This window comes from Janthinobacterium sp. OK676 (assembly GCF_900103595.1).
Taxonomy (GTDB): Bacteria; Pseudomonadota; Gammaproteobacteria; order Burkholderiales; family Burkholderiaceae_D; genus Janthinobacterium.
On the sequence record NZ_FNHA01000005.1, the window covers coordinates 248,145 to 269,614 of the forward strand.

Here is a 21,470-nt window from a genome sequence, read left to right on the forward strand (position 1 = left end):
AGATAGCAGGGCGACTGGTTCGCCCTTTTTTTTGGACAATGGAATTGCCTATGAAGATCACAATGAAATCCGGTATGCCGGCCATACTGCTGAGTATCGCCCTGGGCTTGGCTGGCTGCGGCGAGAAAGCTGCGCAGCCGTCTGTTGCGTCAAGCGCGCCTAAGCTGACGCAGACACCTGACGTCGGACAGGTTGAGCAAGTCATTACAACGGCAACCGGCAGCGGCATTTCGCCCGGTGCCGCGCTCAATGACGCGCTCAAGCTGGCCATCATGCAAGTCAATGGTGCCGCGGTGCAAGCCAATTCAAGCAATGCGAGTATGTTTGAGCAAGTGACGGCAACGCTCGATGTCGATTCGACGGCCGGTTCGGGGAGCGCCAGTATGAAAGCGACCATGCAGGGCCAGGCATTTGCCGAGCAGATCATCAGTCAATCGAAGGGCGTGGTGTCCTCGTTCAAGGTGGTTGACGTGGCATCGCCGTTTTCCAAGGGCGGTCTTTACAAGGTGGAGATCGAAGCGCGCATTGCCAAATTCAAGGCGCCAGCCGATAGTGGCAAGATTAAGATCGTCGTGGCGCCGCTGCGCAGCGAGCAAGTCAGCTTCAACATTGGCGGACGCGCGGTGCCGGCGCAGGAAGTACTGGCGCCGATCCGCCAGCAGATCATTGACGCCTTGTCGCAAACGGGCCGCTTTACCGTGCTAGATCGCCAGTTTGAAAGCGAGTTGCAGGATGAATTGAATATGATTACCTCGGGTAATTCCCCGAGTACCGACCTTGCCAAGCTGGGACAGGCGCTGAGCGCGGATCTGGTGTGGGTTGGCGTGGTCAATGAATTCGCTTACCAGCGTCATGCACGCAAGCTGCAGACCTCGGACCGCGAACTGGTGTCCTATGCCGGTGCCTGGTCGGTCTCGCAACGCATGATCAATCTGGCTACGCGACAGATCCTGCAATCGACCACCCTGCGTGGTGAGCCGCCAGCGATTGCCGCCACGACCCTGGGCAGTAACTTCAATGAGAGCCAGACGCTGAAGAACATGCAGGCCGCGATCGTCAAACAGGCTACCGAGGCTATCCTGCTGCGCACTTTTCCCATTTCCATCGTTGAGCGCGATGGCGACAACGTTGTGTTGAGCCAGGGTGGTAACGCCGTGGTGGAAAACGGCCGCTATCGTGTGTATCAGCAAGGCAAGGAGATCAAGGATCCGCAAACCGGCCAGTCACTGGGCAATATGGAAAAACTGTGCTGCGAGGTCCGTATCGAGCGCGTGGCGCCGAACTTGTCGTATGGCGTCCTGGAAAACGTCAAAATCAAACTCGATGGCATCGCCGCAGGCGCGCTGCAGGTGCGGGAAGCGGCACCGGTAGAGAAGGCCATCGTCAAGACTGAGCCTGTAGTGGCGCCAGTGAAAACCGAAGTGAAACGCAGTACATCCGCCGCTGCCGCCAAAAATGCCACTGCGGTTGGTGGCGACAAGGACTGGTAAGTCCCTACGGCCCAGCGGATCCAGGCAAGTTACCCCTGATCTATGTCGTTGGGTCATGGCTTGGGTACCGAGCAGATATTGTCGGTGCCCATTTCTCCCCTGATAAGCCATTTTGCCCCGCAGCACTGACGCTCCAGCCCCGAAAATATGTATTGATGGTGGCCAGCACAGGGCCTTTTTTTGCGCATCGCAGCATCGATAATGTTTGCATCGCGCGGCGCGCTGGCTTATAAATGTAATCGATTACATTTGCTTGAAAAGCGCCATGCCTGCAACCCTTCCTTCTCCTTTGCCGACAGAAACCGTCTCCATCAGCGCCGTCGCCGCGCATGCGGGCGTGTCGGTGGCTACCGTCTCGCGCGTGATGAACGAGCAGGCGGGCGTGCGGGCGCCCACGCGCGACAAGGTACTGGCGTCGGTCGCCGCGCTCGGCTACCGCATGAACCACCTGGCGCGCAGCCTGCGCACGGCCGAGAGCCGCATGCTCTTGACCATGGTGCCCGACGTGGGCAACCCCTTCTATGCGCAGATCGTGCGCGGCATCGATACGGTGGCGCGCGAACACGGTTACTTCGTGCTGCTGTGCGATACGGGCGCCGATGCCGGCCGCGAGCGCTCGTATTTCGACTTGCTGCGCATGCACCGCGCCGACGGCGCCATCTGCCTCGACCCGGACACGGTGCAACATGCCTTGTCGCATGAATCCGTCAGCCTGCCATGGGTGGCCTGCTGCGAATTCGACCCCGCCGTGGCCGTGCCCTATGTCGGCATCGACAACCACCGGGCCGCCTCGGACGCCGTCGCCCATCTGCTGTCGCGCGGCCATACGCGCATCGGGTTGATCAACTCCGATGAACGCTATCTGTACGCGCGGCAACGCCAGCAAGGCTATCTGGATACCCTGGCGGCGGCCGGCCTGCCCGTGCAGCCGCAGTGGGTGCACACGGTGCAAAGCCTCGATTACGAAGCGGGCACGGCCGCCACTTTGCGGATGATGGCGCAGCCCGACGCACCGACGGCCATCTTTGCCGTGTCCGACACCCTGGCCATTGGCGTCTTGAGCGCGCTGCGCCAGCTGAACAAACGCGTGCCCGAAGACGTGGCCGTCATCGGTTTCGACGATATCGCCATCGCCGCGCAGATCGACCCCGGCTTGACCACGATCGCCCAGCCGATGCGCGAGCTGGGCGAGACGGCGGCGCGATTATTGCTGCAACGCCTGGCGGACCCGGCGGCCCAAGTGCCGGGCGTGCTGCTGCAACACCAATTAATTCTGCGAGGGAGTGCATAGTGAGCGTTGCCGTCGGTTTCGAGGGGGTCTGCAAGGATTTCGGCCCCGTGCGCGTCTTGCATGGCGTCAGTTTTACCTTGTCGCCGGGGCGCGTGTATGGCTTGCTGGGTGAAAATGGCGCCGGCAAGTCGACCCTGATGAAAATCCTCGCCGGCTACGAAGGCGTGAGCGAAGGCCAGCTGCTGATCGATGGCCAGCCCCAGCGCTTTGCCAGTTCGCGCGCGGCGGAGTCCGCCGGCATCGTGCTGATCCACCAGGAATTCAACCTGGCCGAACACCTGACGGTGGCGCAGAACATGTTCCTCGGCCACGAAAAGACGCGCGGCTGGCTGCTGGACGAGGCCGCCATGCGCGAGGAAGCGTCGCGCTATCTGAAACAGGTGGGCCTGGACGTGTCGCCCGACACGAAGATCCGCGACCTCATCGTCGCCGAGAAGCAGCTGGTGGAAATCGCCAAGGCCCTGTCGCGCCGCGCCCGTTTCCTGATCATGGATGAGCCGACCGCCACCCTGACGTCGTCGGAGACGCAGCGTTTGTTCGCCGTGATGGCCCAGCTGAAAGCGGACGGCGTGACGATTTTGTATATCTCGCACAAGCTCGATGAAGTCGAGCGCAACACGGACGAGGTCATCGTCATGCGCGACGGGCGTTTCGTCACGCGCGAGCCGACGGCCAGCCTCACGCGCCAGCAGATGGCGAACCTGATGGTGGGGCGCGAATTGTCGGACATGTTCCCGGTCAAGGTGGCGCTGGCGAAAGACGCTCCTGTGTTGCTGAAAGTGGAGGGCTTGTGCGTGCCCGGCTGGGCGAAAGAGCTGTCGTTCGAGGTGCGCGCCGGTGAAGTGCTGGGCTTTGCGGGCCTGGTGGGCGCGGGGCGCACGGAATCGTTCGAGGCCTTGTTGGGCTTGCGTCCGCGCAGCGCGGGCACGATCGAACTCAATGGCCGGCCGGTGGATATCCGTACCCCCAAGCAAGCCATGCAGCACGGCATGACCTATCTGAGCGAAGACCGCAAGGGCAAGGGCTTGCACGTCAACCTGGGCTTGCGCGAAAACCTCACGATGATGACGATGGAGCGCTACGCGCGGCCGTGGCTCGATGTGGCCGGGGAAAAGGCGGCGCTGGCCAAGGCCGTCGGGGATTTCAATATCCGCACGGGCGACCTGGACAGCCGCGCGCGCATGCTGTCCGGCGGCAACCAGCAAAAGCTGGCGCTGGCGAAATACCTGCATTCGGACCCGCGTGTCGTCGTGCTCGATGAACCGAGCCGCGGCGTGGACGTGGGCGCCAAGCGCGACATTTACTTTTTGATCCACCGCCTGGCCGCCGAAGGGCGCGCCGTGATCGTGATTTCATCCGAACTGATCGAATTGATTGGCCTGTGCCACCGGGTCGCCGTGATGCGCGCCGGCACCTTGCAAGCCACCCTGTCTGCTGACCACCTGACCGAAGAGGAGTTGATTGCCCATGCAACCGGCACGCACTGATACGAGCGTATCCCCCCTGGCCCAATTTGGCGCGCGCATCAAGGGCTTTGGCCCCGTGCTGGGCCTGCTGGCCCTGTGCATCGCGGGCACCTTGCTCAATGGCGACTTCGCCACCCTCGACAACCTGATGAACGTGCTCACGCGCACGGCCTTCATCGGCATCATCGCCGTTGGCATGACCTTCGTGATTATCTCGGGCGGCATCGATTTATCGGTCGGCTCCATGGCGGCCCTGATCGCCGGCTGCATGATCTATTTCATGAATGCGCTGGCGCAAGGCGCGGGCGGCGACCTGGCGCCGATCACCATGCTGGTGCTGGGCATCGCCATGGCCCTCGTCCTGGGCGCCGGTTTTGGCCTGATGCATGGCTTGTTGATCAGCAAGGGCAATATCGAACCGTTCATCGTGACCCTGGGCACGCTGGGCATCTTCCGCGCCGTACTCACCTACTTGGCCGATGGCGGCGCGCTGACCCTGGACGCCACCCTGTCCGAGCTGTACAGCCCCGTCTACTACACGAGCGTGCTGGGCGCGCCGATACCGATCTGGATCTTTTTATTCGTCGCCGCGGCCGGCGCCATCATCCTCAACCGCACGACGTTTGGCCGTCACGTGCAGGCGATTGGTTCCAACGAACAAGTGGCGCGCTATGCGGCCATCAATGTAGATCGCGTAAAAATCGCCACCTACATGCTCTTGGGCGTGTGCGTGGGCATCGCCACGGTGCTGTACGTGCCGCGCCTGGGCTCGGCCACGCCGACGACGGGCTTGCTGTGGGAACTCGAAGCCATTGCCGCCGTCGTCGTGGGCGGCACGGCGCTGAAAGGAGGAGAGGGGCGCATCGTCGGCACCGTGATCGGCGCCATCCTCTTGTCCGTGATCAGCAATATCCTGAATTTGACCAGCATCATCAGTGTCTACCTGAATGCCGCAGTGCAAGGCGTGGTGATCATCGCCGTCGCCTTCCTGCAGCGAGGCCGCAAATAAAAACACAGCGGCGTTCTGAAAGGGCAGCCAACGGGCGCCCACAACCTTGGAGGAGAGTAGCATGAAGAGCTTTATACGGGTAGCAGGGATGGCAGTGCTGGTGATGCAGGCGTGGGCGATGGGGCCGGCGCAGGCCGCCGAGAAATTGGTGGTGGGCGTGGCCATCCCCACGGCCACGCACAGCTTTACTTCCGGCATCGTCTGGTGGGCGAACCAGGCCAAGGCGGAACTGGAAAAAGCCCATCCGGGCGTGAAAATCATCGTCAAGACGGCCGCCACGGCGCCCGAGCAGGCGAACCAGTTGCAGGACATGTTGACGGTCAACAAGATCAACACCCTGGTGATCTTCCCCATCGAATCGGCCTCGCTGACGCAGCCCGTGGCGCAAGTGAAAAACAAGGGCGTCTACGTCACCGTAGTCGACCGTGGCTTGACGAACACCCAGTCGCAGGATGCCTACATCGCCGGCGACAACACGGCGTTTGGCAAGCTGCCGGCCGAATACCTGGCGAAAAGCCTGAATGGCAAGGGCAATATCGTCGTGCTGCGCGGCATGCCGACCACCCTGGACAACGAGCGCTACGATGCATTCAGTGCCGTCATGAAGGGCCATCCCGAGATCAAGATCCTGGATGCCAAGTATGGCAACTGGAACCGCGACGACGCGTTCAAGGTCATGCAGGATTACCTGACGCGCTTCAAGCAGATCGACGCCGTCTGGGCCGCCGATGACGACATGGCCATCGGCGTACAGAAAGCCATCGCGCAAGCGAAGCGCACGGACATCAAGCAAGTGTTCGGCGGCGCGGGCGCGAAGGGCGCCGTGAAAAAGATCATGGACGGTTCCGACCCGCTGATCGTGGCCGACGTGTCCTACTCGCCCAAGTTCATGTACGACGCCATCAAGCTGACGACAGAAGCGCGCCTGAAAGGTGATAAATTGCCGGCCAATACGATCATCCCATCGGTGCTGATCACGCGCGAGAACGCCAAGCAATTCTACTTTCCGAACTCGCCTTTTTAACGACACCCCAAAACAAGGGCTGGGGTCGTACCCTCAGGGTACGACCCCGGGTTTCGGTTTGGGTTAACAGGACATAGACATGAAAACCATCCAGGGCCCGGCCATTTTCCTGGCCCAGTTTCTCGGCGATGAAGCGCCGTTCGACTCGCTCGAGCACCTGGCGCAATGGGCAGCCGGCCTCGGTTACAAGGGCTTGCAGCTGCCCACGGCACCGCGCCTGTTCGACCTGGAACAGGCGGCGGCCAGCCAGCAGTACTGCGACGACGTGGTCGCCCTGCTGGCGCGCCACGGTTTGCAGGTGACGGAATTGTCGACGCATCTGCAGGGCCAGCTGATCGCCGTGCATCCCGCCTACGATGCGCTGTTCGACGGCTTTGCGCCCGAGCATGTGCGTGGCGACTCGGCTGCGCGCACGGCCTGGGCCACGCAGCAACTGCTGTGGGCGGCTACCGCTTCGCAGCGCCTGGGCCTCAAGGCGCATGTGACGTTTTCCGGCGCGCTGGCCTGGCCGTATCTGTACCCGTGGCCGCAGCGGCCTGCCGGCCTGGTGGAGACGGCGTTCGCGGAACTGGCGAAACGCTGGCTGCCCATCCTCGACGCCTTCGATGCCGCCGGCGTCGACCTTTGCTATGAACTGCATCCGGGCGAGGACTTGCATGACGGCGTGACCTTCGAGCGCTTTCTGGCCGCCGTCAACGACCACCCGCGCGCGTCGATTCTGTACGACCCCAGCCACTTCGTGCTGCAGCAGCTCGATTACCTGGCATTCATCGACATCTATCACGCGCGCATCAAGGCCTTCCATGTAAAAGACGCGGAATTCAGGCCGAACGGGCGCCAGGGCGTGTATGGCGGCTATGCCGACTGGCAAGACCGCGCCGGGCGCTTCCGTTCGCTGGGCGACGGACAGATCGATTTCAAGGCGATCTTTTCGAAGATGGCGCAGTACGACTTTCCCGGTTGGGCCGTGCTGGAATGGGAATGCTGTCTGAAGCACCCGGAAGATGGGGCGGCCGAAGGGGCGCGTTTCATCCGCGAGCACATCATCCACGTGGCTGAACGCGCGTTCGACGATTTCGCCGGCAGCGCGGTGGATCAACATCAAATCAATCATTTGCTCGGCTTGAGCTAAGGAAACGACATGCAGCGACGCTTACGGCTGGGCATGGTAGGGGGCGGGCAGGGCGCATTCATCGGCGCCGTGCACCGCATCGCGGCGCGCATCGACGACCAGTATGAACTGGTGGCGGGCGCCCTGTCGTCCGACCCGCAGCGCGCGTGCGACAGCGGCGCCGCGCTGCACCTGGCGCCGGAGCGCTGCTACAGCGATTACCGCGCCATGGCGCAGGCGGAGGCCGCCAGGGTGGACGGCATCGAGGCCGTGGCCATCGTCACGCCGAATCACTTGCATGCGCCCGTCGCCACGGCGTTCATGGAAGCTGGCATCCACGTGATCTGCGACAAGCCGCTGGGCATCTCTCTGGCGGAGGGGCAGGCGCTGGCGGCGCTGGCGCAACGCAAAAATTTGCTGTTTGCGCTCACGCATACCTACAGCGGCTACCCGCTGCTGCGCCATGCGAAAGCGATGGTCGAGGCGGGCGAGATTGGCGAGCTGCGCCTCGTGCAAGTCGAGTATTCGCAGGACTGGCTGGCCGATGCCATCGCGGCTGGCGGCATGAGCGAAGGCAACTGGCATAACGATCCGCACAAGGCCGGTCCCGGCGGCACTTTGCTCGACGTGGGGCTGCACGCGTACCACCTGGCGCAGTTCGTCAGCGGATTGACGCCGCAATCCGTGCTGGCGGAACTGTCGACGTTTGTACCGAACCGTACCCTGGACGACCACGTGCAGGTGATGCTGCGCTACGCGAATGGGGCCAAGGGTACCTTGTGGGCCAGCCAGGTGGCGACCGGTTGCGAAAACACGGTGCGCCTGCGCCTGTTCGGCAGCAAGGCGCAGCTCGATTTCGACCAGGAACAGCCGAATGAACTGTGGTGTACGCCGCAGGGCGGCAACCGCCAGCTGTTGCGCCCGGGACGCGTCGACAGCGCGGCCGCGCGCCACGCCACGCGCGTGCCGGCCGGCCATCCAGAAGGCTATCTGGAAGCGTTCGCCCAGCTGTATCTGGATGCGGCCCTGGCCATCCGCGCCCTGCAAGCGGGCTTGTCCGTGCCCAGGGAAGCGAGCTGGCTGCCGACGGTCACCGATGGCGTGGCGGGCCTGGCCTTTGCCGAAGCCGTGCTGCGCAGCCATGCGGCGGGCGCGAGCTGGACGGCGCTGGCGGACTGTTAAACTGGGCGCATGAGCGCGCCCCTGACCACCTTTACCATCACCATCGTCCCGCAAGGCTGGCAATTCCCGACCGAAGCGGGTACGACCATCCTGGCCGCCGCCGAGCTGGCCGGCATCCGCCTGCTCAGTTCCTGCCGCAATGGCACTTGCCGCACGTGCCTCTGTCACATGCCAGAGGGAAAAGTGCGCTACACGGTGGACTGGCCCGGCATCAGCCCCGATGAACGGCTCGACGGCTATATCCTGCCTTGCGTGGCCGTGGCCGAAAGCGATCTCACCGTGCAGGCGCGGGCCGTGCGCACGGGCACCTGATTCACGTTGGCTTGCCGCCCTTGAGACGCTGCAGCAGCGCATCCACGCTGTCGCTCACGGGTAAACCGTGGCGGCGCAGCAGTTGCACGTGCAAGACGAGGTTTTCCAGCACCAGCTTGGCCGCCACGGCCAGCAAGGCCAGGTTGCGGTCTTCCGGCGTAAAACTTTCCATGGCGTCGGCCATCTCGCACAGGTGGTTGGCGATCAGGCCGCGCAATTCCTGCTCGTTGAAGGGCAGGTCGGCAAAATCGATGGGGTCGGCCACTTCCACTTCCTGCATCAGCACCGCTAATTCTTCCGGGGTAATCGTCATGCCTGGCCTCCTTGTGCGCTTGCCTGTATTTTAGGACATACGCCATTGTATCGTCCGCGAATCGGACTAGAATGAGCACCAGGCCGATGACGTCGAAGGGCAGCATGGCGCACTTGCATTTTACCCAACAGCTGGCACGTTTCCTCGACGTCCCCACGGTGGACGTGGCCGCGCCACGGCTGCGCGCCGCCCTTGATGCCGCGTTCGTCCAGCATCCGCGCCTGCGCGGCTACGTGCTCGACGAGCAGGGCGCGTTGCGCGCCAACGTCGTGATCTTCATCGACGGGGTGCGCTGCAGCGAGCGGCGCGCACTGGACGACGCCTTGCTGCCCGACAGTCAGGTGTATATCTTGCAGGCACTTTCTGGAGGTTAAGCATGGGACAAGGCATGGCGCAACGCGCGTATCTCGGCACCCGCAAGGGGCTGTTCCAGTTCGATGTCGATGCGGCCGGCGCCTGGCAGCTGGCGCTGGTGCAGTTTGCCGGCGATCCCGTCTCCATGCTGCTGCACGATGGCCGCGACGGCGCCTTGTACGCGGCCCTGAACCTGGGTCACTTCGGCGCCAAGCTGCACCGCCTCGACGCGGGCGCCAGCGCGTGGCAGGAAGTTGCCGTGCCCGCCTATCCCGCCAAGCCGGAAGACAGCACGGATACCGTCGACTGGACCTTGCGGCAGATATGGTCGCTGGCGGCCGCTGGCGCGGACCAGCCCGGCGTGCTGTGGGCCGGGACTTTGCCTGGCGGCCTGTTCCGTTCCAACGACCGCGGCGAGAGCTGGCAACTGGTGGAGTCCTTGTGGAACGTGCCGCAGCGGGCGCAGTGGTTTGGCGGCGGCTACGACGTGCCTGGCATCCACAGCATTTGCGTCGACCCGCGCGACAGTAACAAAGTGCTGGTCGGCGTGTCCTGCGGCGGCGTGTGGCAAACGCTCGATGGCGGCGCCAGCTGGGCCTTGAGCGCGACGGGCATGCGCGCCGACTACATGCCGCCCGAGCTCGATGAAAACGAAGCCGTGCAAGACCCGCACCGCATCGTGCGCAGCGCCGGCACGCCGGACGCGCTGTGGTGCCAGCACCATAACGGCATCTGGCGTTCGGACGATGCCGGCTGGCACTGGCAGGAAGTGACGACGGCGCCGCTGTCGCATTTCGGCTTTGCCGTGGCCGTGCATCCGCGCGATGGCGGTACGGCCTGGTTCGTGCCGGCGCAGGCGGACGTGCTGCGCATCCCGCAGGATGGCGCGCTGGCCGTCACGCGCACGCGCGATGGCGGGAAGACGTTCGAGGTGTTGCGCGCGGGCTTGCCGCAGCAGCATTGCTACGACCTCGTCTACCGCCACGGGCTGGCGCTGGCCGACGATGGGCGCAGTTTATTGATGGCGTCGACGACGGGCGGCGCCTGGTATTCCGGCGACGAGGGCGAACACTGGCAGACGCTGTCCGCCCATTTGCCGCCCGTTTATGCCGTCTGTTTTGCCACGCCGTAGTAGCACAGGAAGATATCGACGGCCAGTTCCGTCACTTCGCGCCGGCGCGCCGGACCCAGCAGAGGCTCGCCCAGGGTGATCTGCGGCCAGAAGGCAAAGGTCTTCAGCGGCGCCATCAGCAAATGCCCCACTTCCAGGGTCTCGCCCGCCTTGATGCGCCCGTCCTGCTGCGCCGCGCGGATCCAGATATTCAAGCCCGTTTCCTTCTCATTCAGGCGCGCCACCATGGCTTGCGCGCGCTCGGGCGAGTGGATGGTTTCGCCAAAGATCACGCGTGCCAGGTCGATGAAGGCCGGATCGCACAGCAATTCCATTTTCTGCTCGACCAGGGCCAGCACTTGCGGCCGCAGCGGCTGGTCGGCAACATAGGGCACGGCTGGCTGGGCCACGCTGCTTTCCCACATGCGCTGCAGGATTTCCGCGAACAACTCATCCTTGCTGGGGAAATGGTTGTACACGGTGCGCTTGGAAACGGCGGCCGTGGCAGCGATCCTGTCCATGCTGGTCGCATCAAAACCGTGGTCGCGAAACTCGGCGATGGCGGCATCGACGATGGCTACGCGCTTGCGGTCGGTGAGGCGTTGCAGAGAGACCATGGCGAAAACTCCTTTCAAAACAATATTTTACACCTCCTGGTTTACTTTGCTTGAAACAGGAACTACACTGTGTAGTGTAATTTAATCCTTGTTAATTCCTTGCCGGACCACATATGCACTTGCACCGAGCCGCACGTCGTTTCTTCTTTCTGGGAGTCCTGATCATCATGAGTTCTTGCACCTTGCGCGCCGCGCCTGCCGCGCCCGCTGAATCCCCTCAACGCCACGAAGGCAAGTTCCGCAACCCCGTGGAAATGTACAAGCTGGGCACGACAGCGACGCTCAAGCTGCTGTGGACGTTTGTTTTCGATAAACCGGACAGCACGGTGCCGGCCGCTGCCGTGCCCGTGCAAGCCTTGACCCGGGCGCAGCTGCTGGCCGCGCCCGACAACAGCCTGTTTCGCCTCGGCCATTCGACCCTGCTGCTGAAACTGAACAATGAATTCTTCCTCACCGACCCCGTGTTTTCGGAACGGGCCTCGCCGGTGCAGTGGGCGGGACCGAAGCGTTTCCACCAGCCGCCCATCAGCATTGCCGACTTGCCGCCGATCAAGGCCATCATCCTGTCGCACAACCATTACGACCACCTCGACTATGCCGCCGTGCTGCAACTGGCCGCCAAGACGGAGCACTTCGTCGCGCCGCTGGGCGTGGGCGATACCCTCGTCGAATGGGGCGTACCGAAGGAAAAGGTGCAGCAGTTCGACTGGTGGCAAGGCACGACGATTGCCGGCGTGAAACTCGTCGCCACGCCGTCGCAGCATTTCTCGGGGCGCGGCCTGTTTGACGGCAATCAAACCTTGTGGGCCTCGTGGGTCATCGATGCGCCCCAGGTGCGCGTGTTTTTCAGCGGCGACTCCGGCTATTTCGGCGGTTTCAAGCAGATCGGCGACAAGTACGGCCCCTTCGACGTGACCATGATCGAGACGGGCGCCTACGACAAGCTGTGGCCGGACGTGCACATGCAGCCTGAGGAAACCCTGCAAGCCCACCTGGACTTGCGCGGAAAGTGGCTCATGCCCGTGCACAACGGCACGTTTGACCTGGGTCTGCACGCCTGGCACGAACCGTTCGACCGCATCACGGGGCTGGCGGCCAAGCAGGGCGTGAACCTGGCTACGCCGCAAATGGGCGAAGCGGTCGACCTGGCGCAGCCGAAAAAAGGCGAAAAATGGTGGCTGGCGATGCTGGAAGAAGAGATGGCGCGGTAACGCTGGCTCAGGCCGTCACGTCGATCAGGCGTCCCAGGGTCTGGCCATAGCCGTTCAGCTGGGGCGTGCTTTTCGGTGCGGCCGGGGCCGCTTGTTGCGGCACGGCCACCTTGATCGCCTGGTCCAGCTGCGGCGCCTTGATGGCGGCCGGGGCATCGGCCTGCGCTTGCTGGCTGCTGCGTTGGGTCTGGCTCAGCGATTCCTGTTCCCGCGCCAGCAACTGGCGGCTTTGCGCCAGCTGTTCGCTGTCGCGCTGCACCTGGTTCTGGCCTTGTTCGACCCTGCGCTGCGCCGTGGCCAGCGAGGCTTGCAAGTTGTTGACGGACGTTAGCGATACCACATTGTTCACCTTTGAAAGTATGTCCAGGCGTACAGGGAAGGGGGAAGGCCCAGGCCATGTGCCGCACCAGACGCAACATGCCTGGCGGTAACCTTTACCTGAATCAAGAGTAGGACAAATTCTCGCACAGTTCCAGTCATTATGTTTTCTTGATAAGGCTATCGCGCGCGCCCTGTGTTCCCGAAGCGGCATGCCGAAGGTGAGCAAGTGATTGCCGAAGTGAGCACATGCTGTCGCCTGAGAGCATTGTTTCTCTGCCATCGGCGACGCCGTGCTGTAGAGAGGCACAAGTGCTCACATTTAAAACGTTGCTTTTTAGATAGTCAATGTATTGTTGTTTTTATACCATGTCTGTGCCCGCTAATGCGCGGCCTGTTTGGCGCTCTCGGCTATAATGGACGGTCAGAGTTGGTTTCTTTTGCCACACAGACAGGTAGTTAACATGAATCTCAAGAGCCTCGCAATTGCCCTCGGCATGTCGAAAACGACAGTCAGCAGGGCGTTGAACGGCTATCCGGAAGTCAATTCCCGCACCCGTGAAATCGTCCTGGCCGCCGCCAAGAAAGTCGGCTACCGGCCCAATCCGCTCGCGCGCAGCCTGGCCGTCGGCCGCACCAATGTGCTGGGCATGATCTATCCCCTGCTGCCGAGCGACCTGGGCGACAGCGTCTTTCTTTCCGTGGTCAATGGCATGTCCGACGCCGTCGAAGCGTCGAAGATGAGCTTGATCATCGCTCCCGTGTCGCCGCAGAACGAACAGCCTTCGTATGAAAACATGGTGCGCGGACGCCAGGTCGATGGCCTGGTGGTGGGCCGCACCAAGGTGGTCGACGAGCGCATCGCCTACCTGTCGAAAGTGGGTTTTCCCTTTGTGGCGAATGGCCGCACGCGCATCGATGCGCCGTATGCCTATTTTGACTACGACAACGACACGGGCATCGACCTGGCCGTGTCTTTCCTGGCGGCGCACGGCCACCAGCGCATCGCCTTGCTGAGCGCGCCGCTGGATCTGCATTTTGCTTATGAGCGCAAGGAAAGCTTTATCCGCTGTATGGCGCAAGCGGGCTTGCCGGTCGATCCCGCCTATCTGCTCGACAATACCTTTGATCGCCGCAGCGGCTACCAGGCGATGCAGCAATTGCTCGCCTGCTCGCCCCGTCCCACGGCCGTCATCGTCGACAACCATCTGTCCGGCGTGGGCGTGGTGCGCGCGCTGATGGATGCCGGCATCGAGATCGGCAAGGAAATCTCCGTCATCGTCTGGGGCAATGTGGAAGACACCCTGATCGGCATCAACGTCACCACCATCGACCAGCCCGACCTGCGCCGCGCCGGCGCCAAGATGGTCGAAATGCTGCAGTCCCTGCTGGCCGGCACGCCGCCGGAACGGCTGCAGGAAATCTGGCAACCGGTGCTGTTGCCGGGAGCGACGGTGGGGCGCTGCCCTGAATAAAAAAAACGCAGAGCCGAGGCTCTGCGTTGTCTTTTATGCCGCGTGCTTGCTGCCATCCGCGAGCACCGCCAGCAATCTGGCCTTATCCTTGCGATACGTGTCGACTGCCGCTTCCTTGACGTGGCCGAAGCCGCGGATTTTCTCGGGCAGCGATGCCAGTTCCACGCAGGTCGCCAGCTTGTCCGCCGTCAGGTTGACCAGCAGGCCGGCCAGCAGTTCGCGGTATTCGACGATCAGCGCGCGTTCCATCTTGCGCTCAGCCGTATAACCGAAGAGGTCGAAGGTGCCGCCCCGCAGTCCTTTGGCTTTGGCCAGCAGCTTGAAGGCGCGCCACATCCAGGAACCGAACTCCGCTTTCACGAGGTGGCCCTTGGCATCTTTCTTGGCGAACAGCGGCGGCGCCAGGTTGAATTTGACGGAGAAATTCCCTTCGAACTGCTGCTGCAATTGCTCGACGAAACGGCCATCCGTGTACAGGCGCGCCACTTCGTATTCATCCTTGTAGGCCAGCAATTTGAAGTAGCTCTTGGCGACAGCCATCGACAGTTTCTGGCCCAGTCCCAGGGTGTTTTCGCGGTCGCGCACCTGTTTCACCAAGGTCGCATAACCATCCGCATACGCGGCGTTCTGGTAGGCGGTGAGGAACTCCACGCGCTTCTTGATGACGCTGTCGAGGCTTTGCGGCATTTGCACGATGATCGCTTGCGACGGCGTGGCGATTTGTGTCACCTTGCGCACGTCGACGGCGGCGCGGCGGCCCCACAGGAAGCTTTTCTTGTTCGATTCGATGCCCACGCCATTCAATTCGATGGCGCGCAGCAGGGCCGCTTCGCTCAAGGGGATACGGCCCTTTTGCCAGGCGTAGCCGAGCATGAACAGGTTGGCGGCAATCGAGTCGCCCATCAGCGCGGTGGCCAGTTTTGTCGCGTCGATAAAGTCGGCCGCGTCGGCGCCGCCGACGGATTCCTCGATCAGCTGGCGCACTTCGGCCGCCGGATATTGCCAGTCCGCATTCTGTGCAAACGTGCCCGGCGGCTGCTCGTGCAGGTTGACGACGGCCAGGCTGCGGCCCGGACGCATTTTCGACACGGCATCCTGCGCGCCGGCCGTCAGCATGTCGCAGCCCAGGATCAGGTCCGCTTCGCCCGTGGCGATGCGCTGGGCGCGGATGTGCGCGGGCGACCTGGCGATTTTCACGTGCGAGGTGACGGAACCGTTCTTTTGCGACATGCCCGTCATGTCCAGCACGGACGCGCCCTTGCCTTCCAGGTGCGCCGCCATGCCCATCAGGGCGCCGACGGTGATGACACCGGTGCCGCCGATGCCGTTGATCAGGATGTTGTACGGCGCGTCGCAAGCAGGCAGGACGGGTTCCGGCAGGGGGCCGAAGTTGTCCGTCTCGCCTGCTTTGCTCGCGCCCGTCTTGGTCTTCTTCAGGCTGCCGCCTTCGACCGTGACGAAGCTGGGGCAGAAACCCTTGGCGCACGAGTAATCCTTGTTGCACGAGGATTGGTCGATGGTGCGCTTGCGGCCAAATTCCGTTTCTTTCGGCAAGATCGACACGCAGTTCGATTGCACGCCGCAGTCGCCGCAGCCTTCGCAGACGGCGTCGTTGATGACCATGCGTTTGGCTATGTCCGGATACTCGCCTTTCTTGCGGCGCCGGCGTTTCTCGGCCGCGCAGGTCTGGTCGTAGATCAGCACGGACACGCCCGGTACTTCGCGCAATTCGCGCTGCACGGCATCCATGTCCTTGCGGTCGTGCAAGGTCAGGTGGGCGGGCAGGTTGCTGCGGTCGCTATAGCGCGATAAATCTTCCGTGACCAGCGCGATGCGGGCGATGCCTTCGGCCGCCACCTGCTGCGCCATCATGGGCACGGTGATGAGGCCGTCCACGGGCTGGCCGCCCGTCATGGCGACGGCATCGTTGTAGAGGATTTTATAAGTGATGTTGACCTTGGCCGCCTGCGCGGCGCGGATGGCCAGATAGCCGGAATGAAAGTAGGTGCCGTCGCCGAGGTTCTGGAACACGTGCGGCAGCTCGGAAAACGCGGCTTGCCCGATCCACGGCGCGCCTTCGCCGCCCATGTGCGTGGTCAGCTTGTTCATTTCCGGGTAGATCGACGTGGCCATCACGTGGCAGCCGATGCCGGCCAGCGCCAGGCTGCCGTCCGGCACCTTGGTCGAGGTGTTGTGCGGGCAGCCGGAGCAGTAAAAGGCGGGACGGAACGGCGTGTTTACGGCTTTCTTCAAGACCGCATCCTTGGCGTCGAGGAAACTTAATCTCGCCTTGATCAGGTCGCACGTGACGGGGTCGGAAATCAGGCGCGCGATGCGGCTGGCGATGACCCGCGCCACTTGCGAGACGGAAAAATCCGCCTTCGAGGTCAGCAGCCATTCGCCGCGCGGCGCCACCCATTCGCCTTTTTCGTCGAACTTGCCGATCACGCGCGGGCGCACGTCGTCGCGCCAGTTGTACAGCTGCTCTTTTAACTGGTATTCGACGATCTGGCGTTTTTCTTCGACAACGAGGATTTCATCGAGGCCTTGCGCGAATTCGCGCACGCTGTCCGGTTCCAGCGGCCACGGCATGGCGACCTTGAACAGCCGCATGCCGACGTCGGCCGCCATTTGCTCGTCGATGCCCAGCTCTTCCAGCGCCTCGAGCACGTCCAGGTAGGACTTGCCGGACGCGATGATGCCCAGCTTGGCGTTCGGGCTGTCGATGGTGGTGTGGTTGAGCTTGTTTTCGCGCGCGTAAGCGAGGGCTGCATAGATCTTGTAATCCTGCATCAGCGCTTCCTGGTTGCGCGCCTGCTGGCCCAGCGGGATGCTCGACAGGCGCGCGTTCAGGCCGCCTTCGGGCATCTGGAAATCCTGCGGAATTTTCACTTCCACGCGGAACGGGTCGGCATCGATGGAGGCCGACGATTCGACCGTGTCGGCCAGCGCCTTGAAGGCCACCGTGCAGCCGGAAAAGCGCGACATGGCCCAGCCGTGGATGCCCAGGTCCAGGTATTCCTGCACATTGCATGGATACAGGACGGGGATCATCGAGGCGGAGAACAAATGATCGGACTGGTGCGGCAGGGTCGATGAATACGCGCCGTGATCGTCGCCGGCCACCAGCAGCACGCCGCCCAGCTTGGCCGTTCCCGCATGGTTCATGTGCTTGAAGACATCGCCGCAGCGGTCCACGCCAGGGCCCTTGCCGTACCACATGGCAAATACGCCGTCGTACTTGGCCGGGCCGATCAGGTCGACCTGCTGCGAACCCCAGACGGCGGTCGCGGCCAGGTCTTCGTTGACGCCGGGCACGAACTGCACGTGGTGCGCTTCCAGCTGTTTCTTGGCTTTCCACAGGTTTTCATCGAGGCCGCCCAGGGGCGAGCCGCGGTAGCCGGAAATGAAGCCGGCCGTGTTCAATCCTGCGGCCTGGTCGCGCAGGCGCTGCATCATGGGCAGGCGTACGAGGGCCTGGATGCCGGACAGGAAGATGGCGCCGGTGGTGGCCGTGTATTTGTCGTCGAGGCTGACGGTGGTCAAACGGGAAGGCTCAAGAGGGGTAGATGGCGCGGCACCGGCGTTTCTAGCGAACGCTGCGGAGCCGTTTTCCGTGGTCACGGACATGGCTGTCTCCAAAAGGGTGTTTCAGATGACGGCTGTACAAGGAACGCGCCCGGTAAGGCGCGCGCTGTGCAGACGGGATGGCCGCGTGTGGGCGGCACATAACTATTTTAAATTTAAAATAGTTAATGTGGTCAGTGTAGAACGAGCGGGGAAGAGGGGCAAATATGGTTTGCCGATGGGGGTATAAGAAATACTTATGTCATGGGCGAGAGCACGTGCGCGCCCACCCAGCGCCCGCTGCCGCACAGCTCGGCGGCCACTTGCAGTACCAGATTTTTCACGGCGTTGCCTGCGTTCGTCAGGGGAATGTTTTTCGAGGCGCACAGGGCCACCGTGCGCGACAGGACGGGGCTGTGGATGGCGTAGCTGCGCATGGCGCCGCTGTCGAGTTCGGCCAGCAGCGGCGCGGCGGGCAGGATGGTGGCACCCATGCCGGCCAGGATGGCCGATTTCAGGATGGCGATCGAGTTGATTTCGATCACGTTCGCCGTCTCGAGGCCCAGTTCGCGGGCACGGCTGTCGATGCGCGGGCGCACGCCATGCTGCAGGCCCGGCAGGATCAGCGTGGCGCTCAATGCTTGCGGGAACGACAGCGCCGAGCCCGTGGGCGCGAACGGCGAATCGCTGCGGCAGATGAAACGCATCTCTTCTTCCACCAGGGGACAGCAGGCAAACGGCGTCAGCTGGCCATCGTCGAACAGCACGGCCAGGTTGATGCGGCCCGATTTCAGTTGTTCATTGAGGTTGCCCGTGATTTCTTCCGTCAGCTGCAAGGTGATTTCGGGGTAGCGTTCGCGCGCGGCCAGCAGCAGGGGCAGGGCCAGGGCGCCGGAGATACTGTGCGGCAATCCCAGGGTGACATTGCCGGATGGCCGCGTGGCGCTTTGCGTGACGGCCGAGCGGGCGTCGGCCACCTGTTTCAAAATCGCTTGCGCATGTTCGTAAAACACCTTGCCCGCGTCCGTGCTGAGCACGCCCTGGGCCGAGCGGTGCAGCAGCTGCACGCCCAGTTCCTCTTCCAGCTGGCGCAACTGCTGCGTCAGGGCCGGCTGCGCCACGTGCAGGATCAGGGCCGCGCGCGACAGCGAGCCGTGGTCGACGATGGCAACAAAGTAGCGTAATTGGCGCAGTTCCATGGGTCCCAGTAGCGGTGCGGTGGTCGGAAAAGCAGCATATTGCGCCGCAGCGCCGAACGCGGCCAGCAGAATAACAATTTTGTTATACTCATTCTAGCGCCTTCGGTGCTCCAGCCGCGTATTTGTGGGATGACAGCATGCTCAAGAAAGTTGATTCGTCTCAATTAAAAGTGGGCATGTACATTCATGACCTCAGCTGCGACTGGATGACGCATCCATTCGTGCGTAACCGTTTCCTGTTGCGCAGCGACGATGAAATCCGCAAGATCATGCAGGCCGGCATCCACGACGTGGTGATCGACAGCGGCAAGGGCCTCGACGTGCAGGACGCGCCCACCGTGGCGCAGGCCCAGGCTGACACGGAACGCGAGCTGGTGCAGATCGCCGCGGCGCCGCAAGTGGTCACGCGCGTGTCGCTGGGCATGGAACTGGCGCGCGCCACGCAGGTGCGGCGTCAGGCGGCGAGCCTGGTGCGCACGGTGATGGCCGACGTGCGTCTGGGCAAGGCTGTCGAGCTCGACCGCGTGCAGCACACGGTGCAGGATATTACCGAATCGATCCTGCGCAATCCCGGCGCCCTCGTCGGCTTGTTGCGCATCAAGAGCAAGGATGACTACACCTTTTTGCATTCCGTCAGCGTGTGCGCGCTGCTGGTGGCGTTTTGCCGCTCGCGCGGCATCGATGCGGCTACCACGCACCAGGCCGGCCTCGGCGGCTTGCTGCACGATACGGGCAAGGCCCTGGTGCCCGACAGCGTGCTGAACAAGCCAGGCCCCCTGAGTTCGGAAGAATTTGCCCAGATCAAGCGCCATCCGCGCGACGGCTATGACATCCTGCGCCAGTCGCCCGAAGTGGGCGCGATTCCCCTCGACATCACCTTGCACCACCACGAACGGCGCGACGGCAGCGGCTACCCGGACCAGCTGGCCGGCGACGCCATCAGCGAACTGGCGCAGATGGCGGCCATTGTCGACGTGTATGACGCGCTGACGTCGGACCGCAGCTATCACAAGGGCATTCCCGCAGCCGAAGCCTTGCGCAAGATCTATGAATGGAGCAAATTCCACTTCAACCCCGTGTTCGCGCAGGACTTCATGCGCTGCGTGGGTATCTATCCGGTAGGCACCATGGTGATGCTGGAATCGGGCCGCCTGGCCGTCGTCATCGAGGCGCACGAAAGCAATCTGCTGGCGCCCAAAGTGAATGTGTTTTTCAGTACGAAGAGCAAGACCTACATCAAGCCGGAAACGGTCGATTTGTCGCGCGGCTTCGGTTTTGGCGGCGCCGACAAGATCGTTGGCCATGAGTCGGCCGCCAAGTGGCAGGTCGATCCCATGCGTTTTCTTTCCCTGGCGGATGCTTAGAAAAACTCTGCCGTATCGTTCGAGGTAATAGTCGTTAACAAGCCCTTGGCGACGAGTTCGTCGTAGTGGCATGCCAGGTTGCGGCCATGGCTCTTGGCGTAATACAGGGCCTGGTCGGCGCGGCCGAGAATGATGACGGGCGCCTCGTAGGCGTTGATGCTGACGAAGCCCACGCTGACGGTCACTCTGCCCACTTGCGGGAAGTCGTGCGCCTCGACGTTGGTGCGGAAGCGGTCGATGATTTTCTGCGCATTTTCCAGGGTGATCGAGCGCAGCAGCACGACGAATTCCTCGCCGCCGAAGCGGAAGATGCGGTCTTGCGAGCGGAACGACGATTGCAGCTGGTTGGCGATCAGGATCAGCACCTCATCGCCGTACAGGTGGCCAAACTTATCGTTGACCAGTTTGAAATGATCGACGTCGATCACGGCCAGCCATTGGCGTTCCGTGTCCGTGTGGTGGCGCCGTTCTTCATCGACGGGACGCGGCCTTTCCGCTTCCGGTTCGCCGCGGCTGTGCAGGATTTTCGCCAGCTGGTCGTCGAAGGTCTTGCGGTTCAACAAGCCGGTAAGCGAATCGCGTTCGCTGTAGTCGAGCAGGTTCTGGAAATTGCGGTACACGCTGACGATGCCGCCGATCACCTGGATCGTGGCGCCCGTGTAGGGCGTGGGATTGGTGATTTCCAGGCAGGTGGTGACCTGGTCGCCGATCCAGATGGGCAGCCACAGCAGGTGGCGGCCGTCCGCGCACAGGGTGTCGGCGCTCGCTTCATGGCGCTTGATGCAGGCGGCCAGTGCCGGGTAGTCGGACAGCGGTTCACCCGGCAGGGTAGGATCGCTATGCTCTTCCATGCGGGCCACGCTGCCCGCCACGATGATGGCCCGCGACCGCACGAACACCTGGCCACGCACGGTGGTCAGGGCCAGCACACGGGTCTGCGACGCGGCAGCGAGTTCCTGGACGGCCGAGATCACGGAGATGTCGAGCATCGTGTGGTCGCGATGCCCGGTCATGTCCACCATGTGTTTCAGTAGGGAATCCATTGTCGATCTCTGG

The 21,470-nt window shown here is 62.8% G+C and carries 19 protein-coding genes; 13 read left to right on the plus strand and 6 right to left on the minus strand.

Annotation, left to right across the window (positions count from 1 at the left end; genetic code table 11):
* The first annotated feature begins 50 nt into the window (after window positions 1–50).
* From BLU39_RS12575 to BLU39_RS12610, 8 genes are all read left to right on the plus strand, one after another.
* Window positions 51–1,490 carry a CsgG/HfaB family protein gene (locus tag BLU39_RS12575; protein WP_175539278.1) on the plus strand — a complete coding sequence of 480 codons (1,440 nt, stop codon included), beginning with the start codon at window positions 51–53 and terminating at the stop codon, window positions 1,488–1,490.
* 265 nt (window positions 1,491–1,755) lie between these two features.
* Window positions 1,756–2,781 (plus strand): LacI family DNA-binding transcriptional regulator, encoded by a 1,026-nt coding sequence (locus tag BLU39_RS12580; protein WP_092713414.1) that lies wholly within the window; start codon window positions 1,756–1,758, stop codon window positions 2,779–2,781.
* Complete coding sequence (locus BLU39_RS12585; protein WP_092713416.1) at window positions 2,781–4,268, plus strand: sugar ABC transporter ATP-binding protein; 1,488 nt, start codon at window positions 2,781–2,783, stop codon at window positions 4,266–4,268. Before BLU39_RS12580 ends, BLU39_RS12585 begins: the two co-directional genes overlap by 1 nt.
* Window positions 4,249–5,256: an ABC transporter permease gene (locus BLU39_RS12590; protein WP_058049290.1), complete on the plus strand. Its 1,008-nt coding sequence runs from the start codon at window positions 4,249–4,251 to the stop codon at window positions 5,254–5,256. The genes BLU39_RS12585 and BLU39_RS12590 overlap by 20 nt, the downstream gene beginning before the upstream one ends.
* Before the next feature lie 61 nt (window positions 5,257–5,317).
* On the plus strand, window positions 5,318–6,280 hold the full coding sequence (locus BLU39_RS12595; RefSeq protein ID WP_092713418.1) for a substrate-binding domain-containing protein: 963 nt from the start codon (window positions 5,318–5,320) through the stop codon (window positions 6,278–6,280).
* A 79-nt stretch (window positions 6,281–6,359) separates the two neighbouring features.
* Entirely contained in the window at window positions 6,360–7,412 is a 1,053-nt protein-coding gene (locus BLU39_RS12600) for a sugar phosphate isomerase/epimerase family protein (RefSeq protein WP_092713420.1), read from the plus strand.
* Between the two features lie 9 nt (window positions 7,413–7,421).
* Entirely contained in the window at window positions 7,422–8,573 is a 1,152-nt protein-coding gene (locus tag BLU39_RS12605) for a Gfo/Idh/MocA family protein (protein ID WP_254788962.1), read from the plus strand.
* Between the two features lie 9 nt (window positions 8,574–8,582).
* A complete protein-coding gene (locus tag BLU39_RS12610; RefSeq protein WP_092713424.1) occupies window positions 8,583–8,885 on the plus strand; it encodes a 2Fe-2S iron-sulfur cluster-binding protein in 303 nt (100 codons plus the stop codon).
* A gap of 1 nt (window position 8,886) precedes the next feature.
* Here the strand turns inward: BLU39_RS12610 and BLU39_RS12615 are convergent, their stop codons facing one another.
* Window positions 8,887–9,198 carry a hypothetical protein gene (locus BLU39_RS12615; RefSeq protein ID WP_092713426.1) on the minus strand — a complete coding sequence of 104 codons (312 nt, stop codon included), beginning with the start codon at window positions 9,196–9,198 and terminating at the stop codon, window positions 8,887–8,889.
* A 104-nt stretch (window positions 9,199–9,302) separates the two neighbouring features.
* Here BLU39_RS12615 and BLU39_RS12620 point away from each other — a divergent pair, with 104 nt between their 5' ends.
* The gene (locus tag BLU39_RS12620; protein ID WP_092713648.1) at window positions 9,303–9,572 is read left to right on the plus strand and encodes a ubiquitin family protein; all 270 of its coding nucleotides are present in this window, start codon (window positions 9,303–9,305) and stop codon (window positions 9,570–9,572) included.
* Between the two features lie 14 nt (window positions 9,573–9,586).
* Complete coding sequence (locus BLU39_RS12625; protein WP_092713651.1) at window positions 9,587–10,684, plus strand: beta propeller repeat protein; 1,098 nt, start codon at window positions 9,587–9,589, stop codon at window positions 10,682–10,684.
* On the opposite strand, the gene BLU39_RS12630 is transcribed toward BLU39_RS12625, so the two are convergent.
* On the minus strand, window positions 10,657–11,280 hold the full coding sequence (locus BLU39_RS12630; RefSeq protein ID WP_092713427.1) for a TetR/AcrR family transcriptional regulator: 624 nt from the start codon (window positions 11,278–11,280) through the stop codon (window positions 10,657–10,659). The genes BLU39_RS12625 and BLU39_RS12630 overlap by 28 nt on opposite strands.
* Before the next feature lie 167 nt (window positions 11,281–11,447).
* Between BLU39_RS12630 and BLU39_RS12635 the strand changes: the two genes are divergently transcribed.
* Window positions 11,448–12,491 carry an MBL fold metallo-hydrolase gene (locus BLU39_RS12635; RefSeq protein WP_092713429.1) on the plus strand — a complete coding sequence of 348 codons (1,044 nt, stop codon included), beginning with the start codon at window positions 11,448–11,450 and terminating at the stop codon, window positions 12,489–12,491.
* 7 nt (window positions 12,492–12,498) lie between these two features.
* On the opposite strand, the gene BLU39_RS12640 is transcribed toward BLU39_RS12635, so the two are convergent.
* Window positions 12,499–12,831 (minus strand): hypothetical protein, encoded by a 333-nt coding sequence (locus tag BLU39_RS12640; protein ID WP_070219120.1) that lies wholly within the window; start codon window positions 12,829–12,831, stop codon window positions 12,499–12,501.
* 442 nt (window positions 12,832–13,273) lie between these two features.
* On the opposite strand from BLU39_RS12640, the gene BLU39_RS12645 reads away from it, so the two are divergent.
* Complete coding sequence (locus BLU39_RS12645; RefSeq protein ID WP_092713431.1) at window positions 13,274–14,284, plus strand: substrate-binding domain-containing protein; 1,011 nt, start codon at window positions 13,274–13,276, stop codon at window positions 14,282–14,284.
* 33 nt (window positions 14,285–14,317) lie between these two features.
* On the opposite strand, the gene BLU39_RS12650 is transcribed toward BLU39_RS12645, so the two are convergent.
* Together BLU39_RS12650 and BLU39_RS12655 are read right to left on the minus strand one after the other, a co-directional pair.
* The gene (locus tag BLU39_RS12650) at window positions 14,318–17,914 is read right to left on the minus strand and encodes an indolepyruvate ferredoxin oxidoreductase family protein (RefSeq protein WP_092713433.1); all 3,597 of its coding nucleotides are present in this window, start codon (window positions 17,912–17,914) and stop codon (window positions 14,318–14,320) included.
* A 194-nt stretch (window positions 17,915–18,108) separates the two neighbouring features.
* On the minus strand, window positions 18,109–19,050 hold the full coding sequence (locus tag BLU39_RS12655; protein ID WP_092713435.1) for a LysR substrate-binding domain-containing protein: 942 nt from the start codon (window positions 19,048–19,050) through the stop codon (window positions 18,109–18,111).
* 137 nt (window positions 19,051–19,187) lie between these two features.
* Between BLU39_RS12655 and BLU39_RS12660 the strand changes: the two genes are divergently transcribed.
* Window positions 19,188–20,414 (plus strand): HD-GYP domain-containing protein, encoded by a 1,227-nt coding sequence (locus BLU39_RS12660; RefSeq protein ID WP_092713437.1) that lies wholly within the window; start codon window positions 19,188–19,190, stop codon window positions 20,412–20,414.
* Here the strand turns inward: BLU39_RS12660 and BLU39_RS12665 are convergent.
* A complete protein-coding gene (locus BLU39_RS12665) occupies window positions 20,411–21,457 on the minus strand; it encodes a GGDEF domain-containing protein (protein ID WP_092713439.1) in 1,047 nt (348 codons plus the stop codon). The two genes, BLU39_RS12660 and BLU39_RS12665, sit on opposite strands and share 4 nt — an antisense overlap.
* Between the last annotated feature and the right edge of the window lie 13 nt (window positions 21,458–21,470).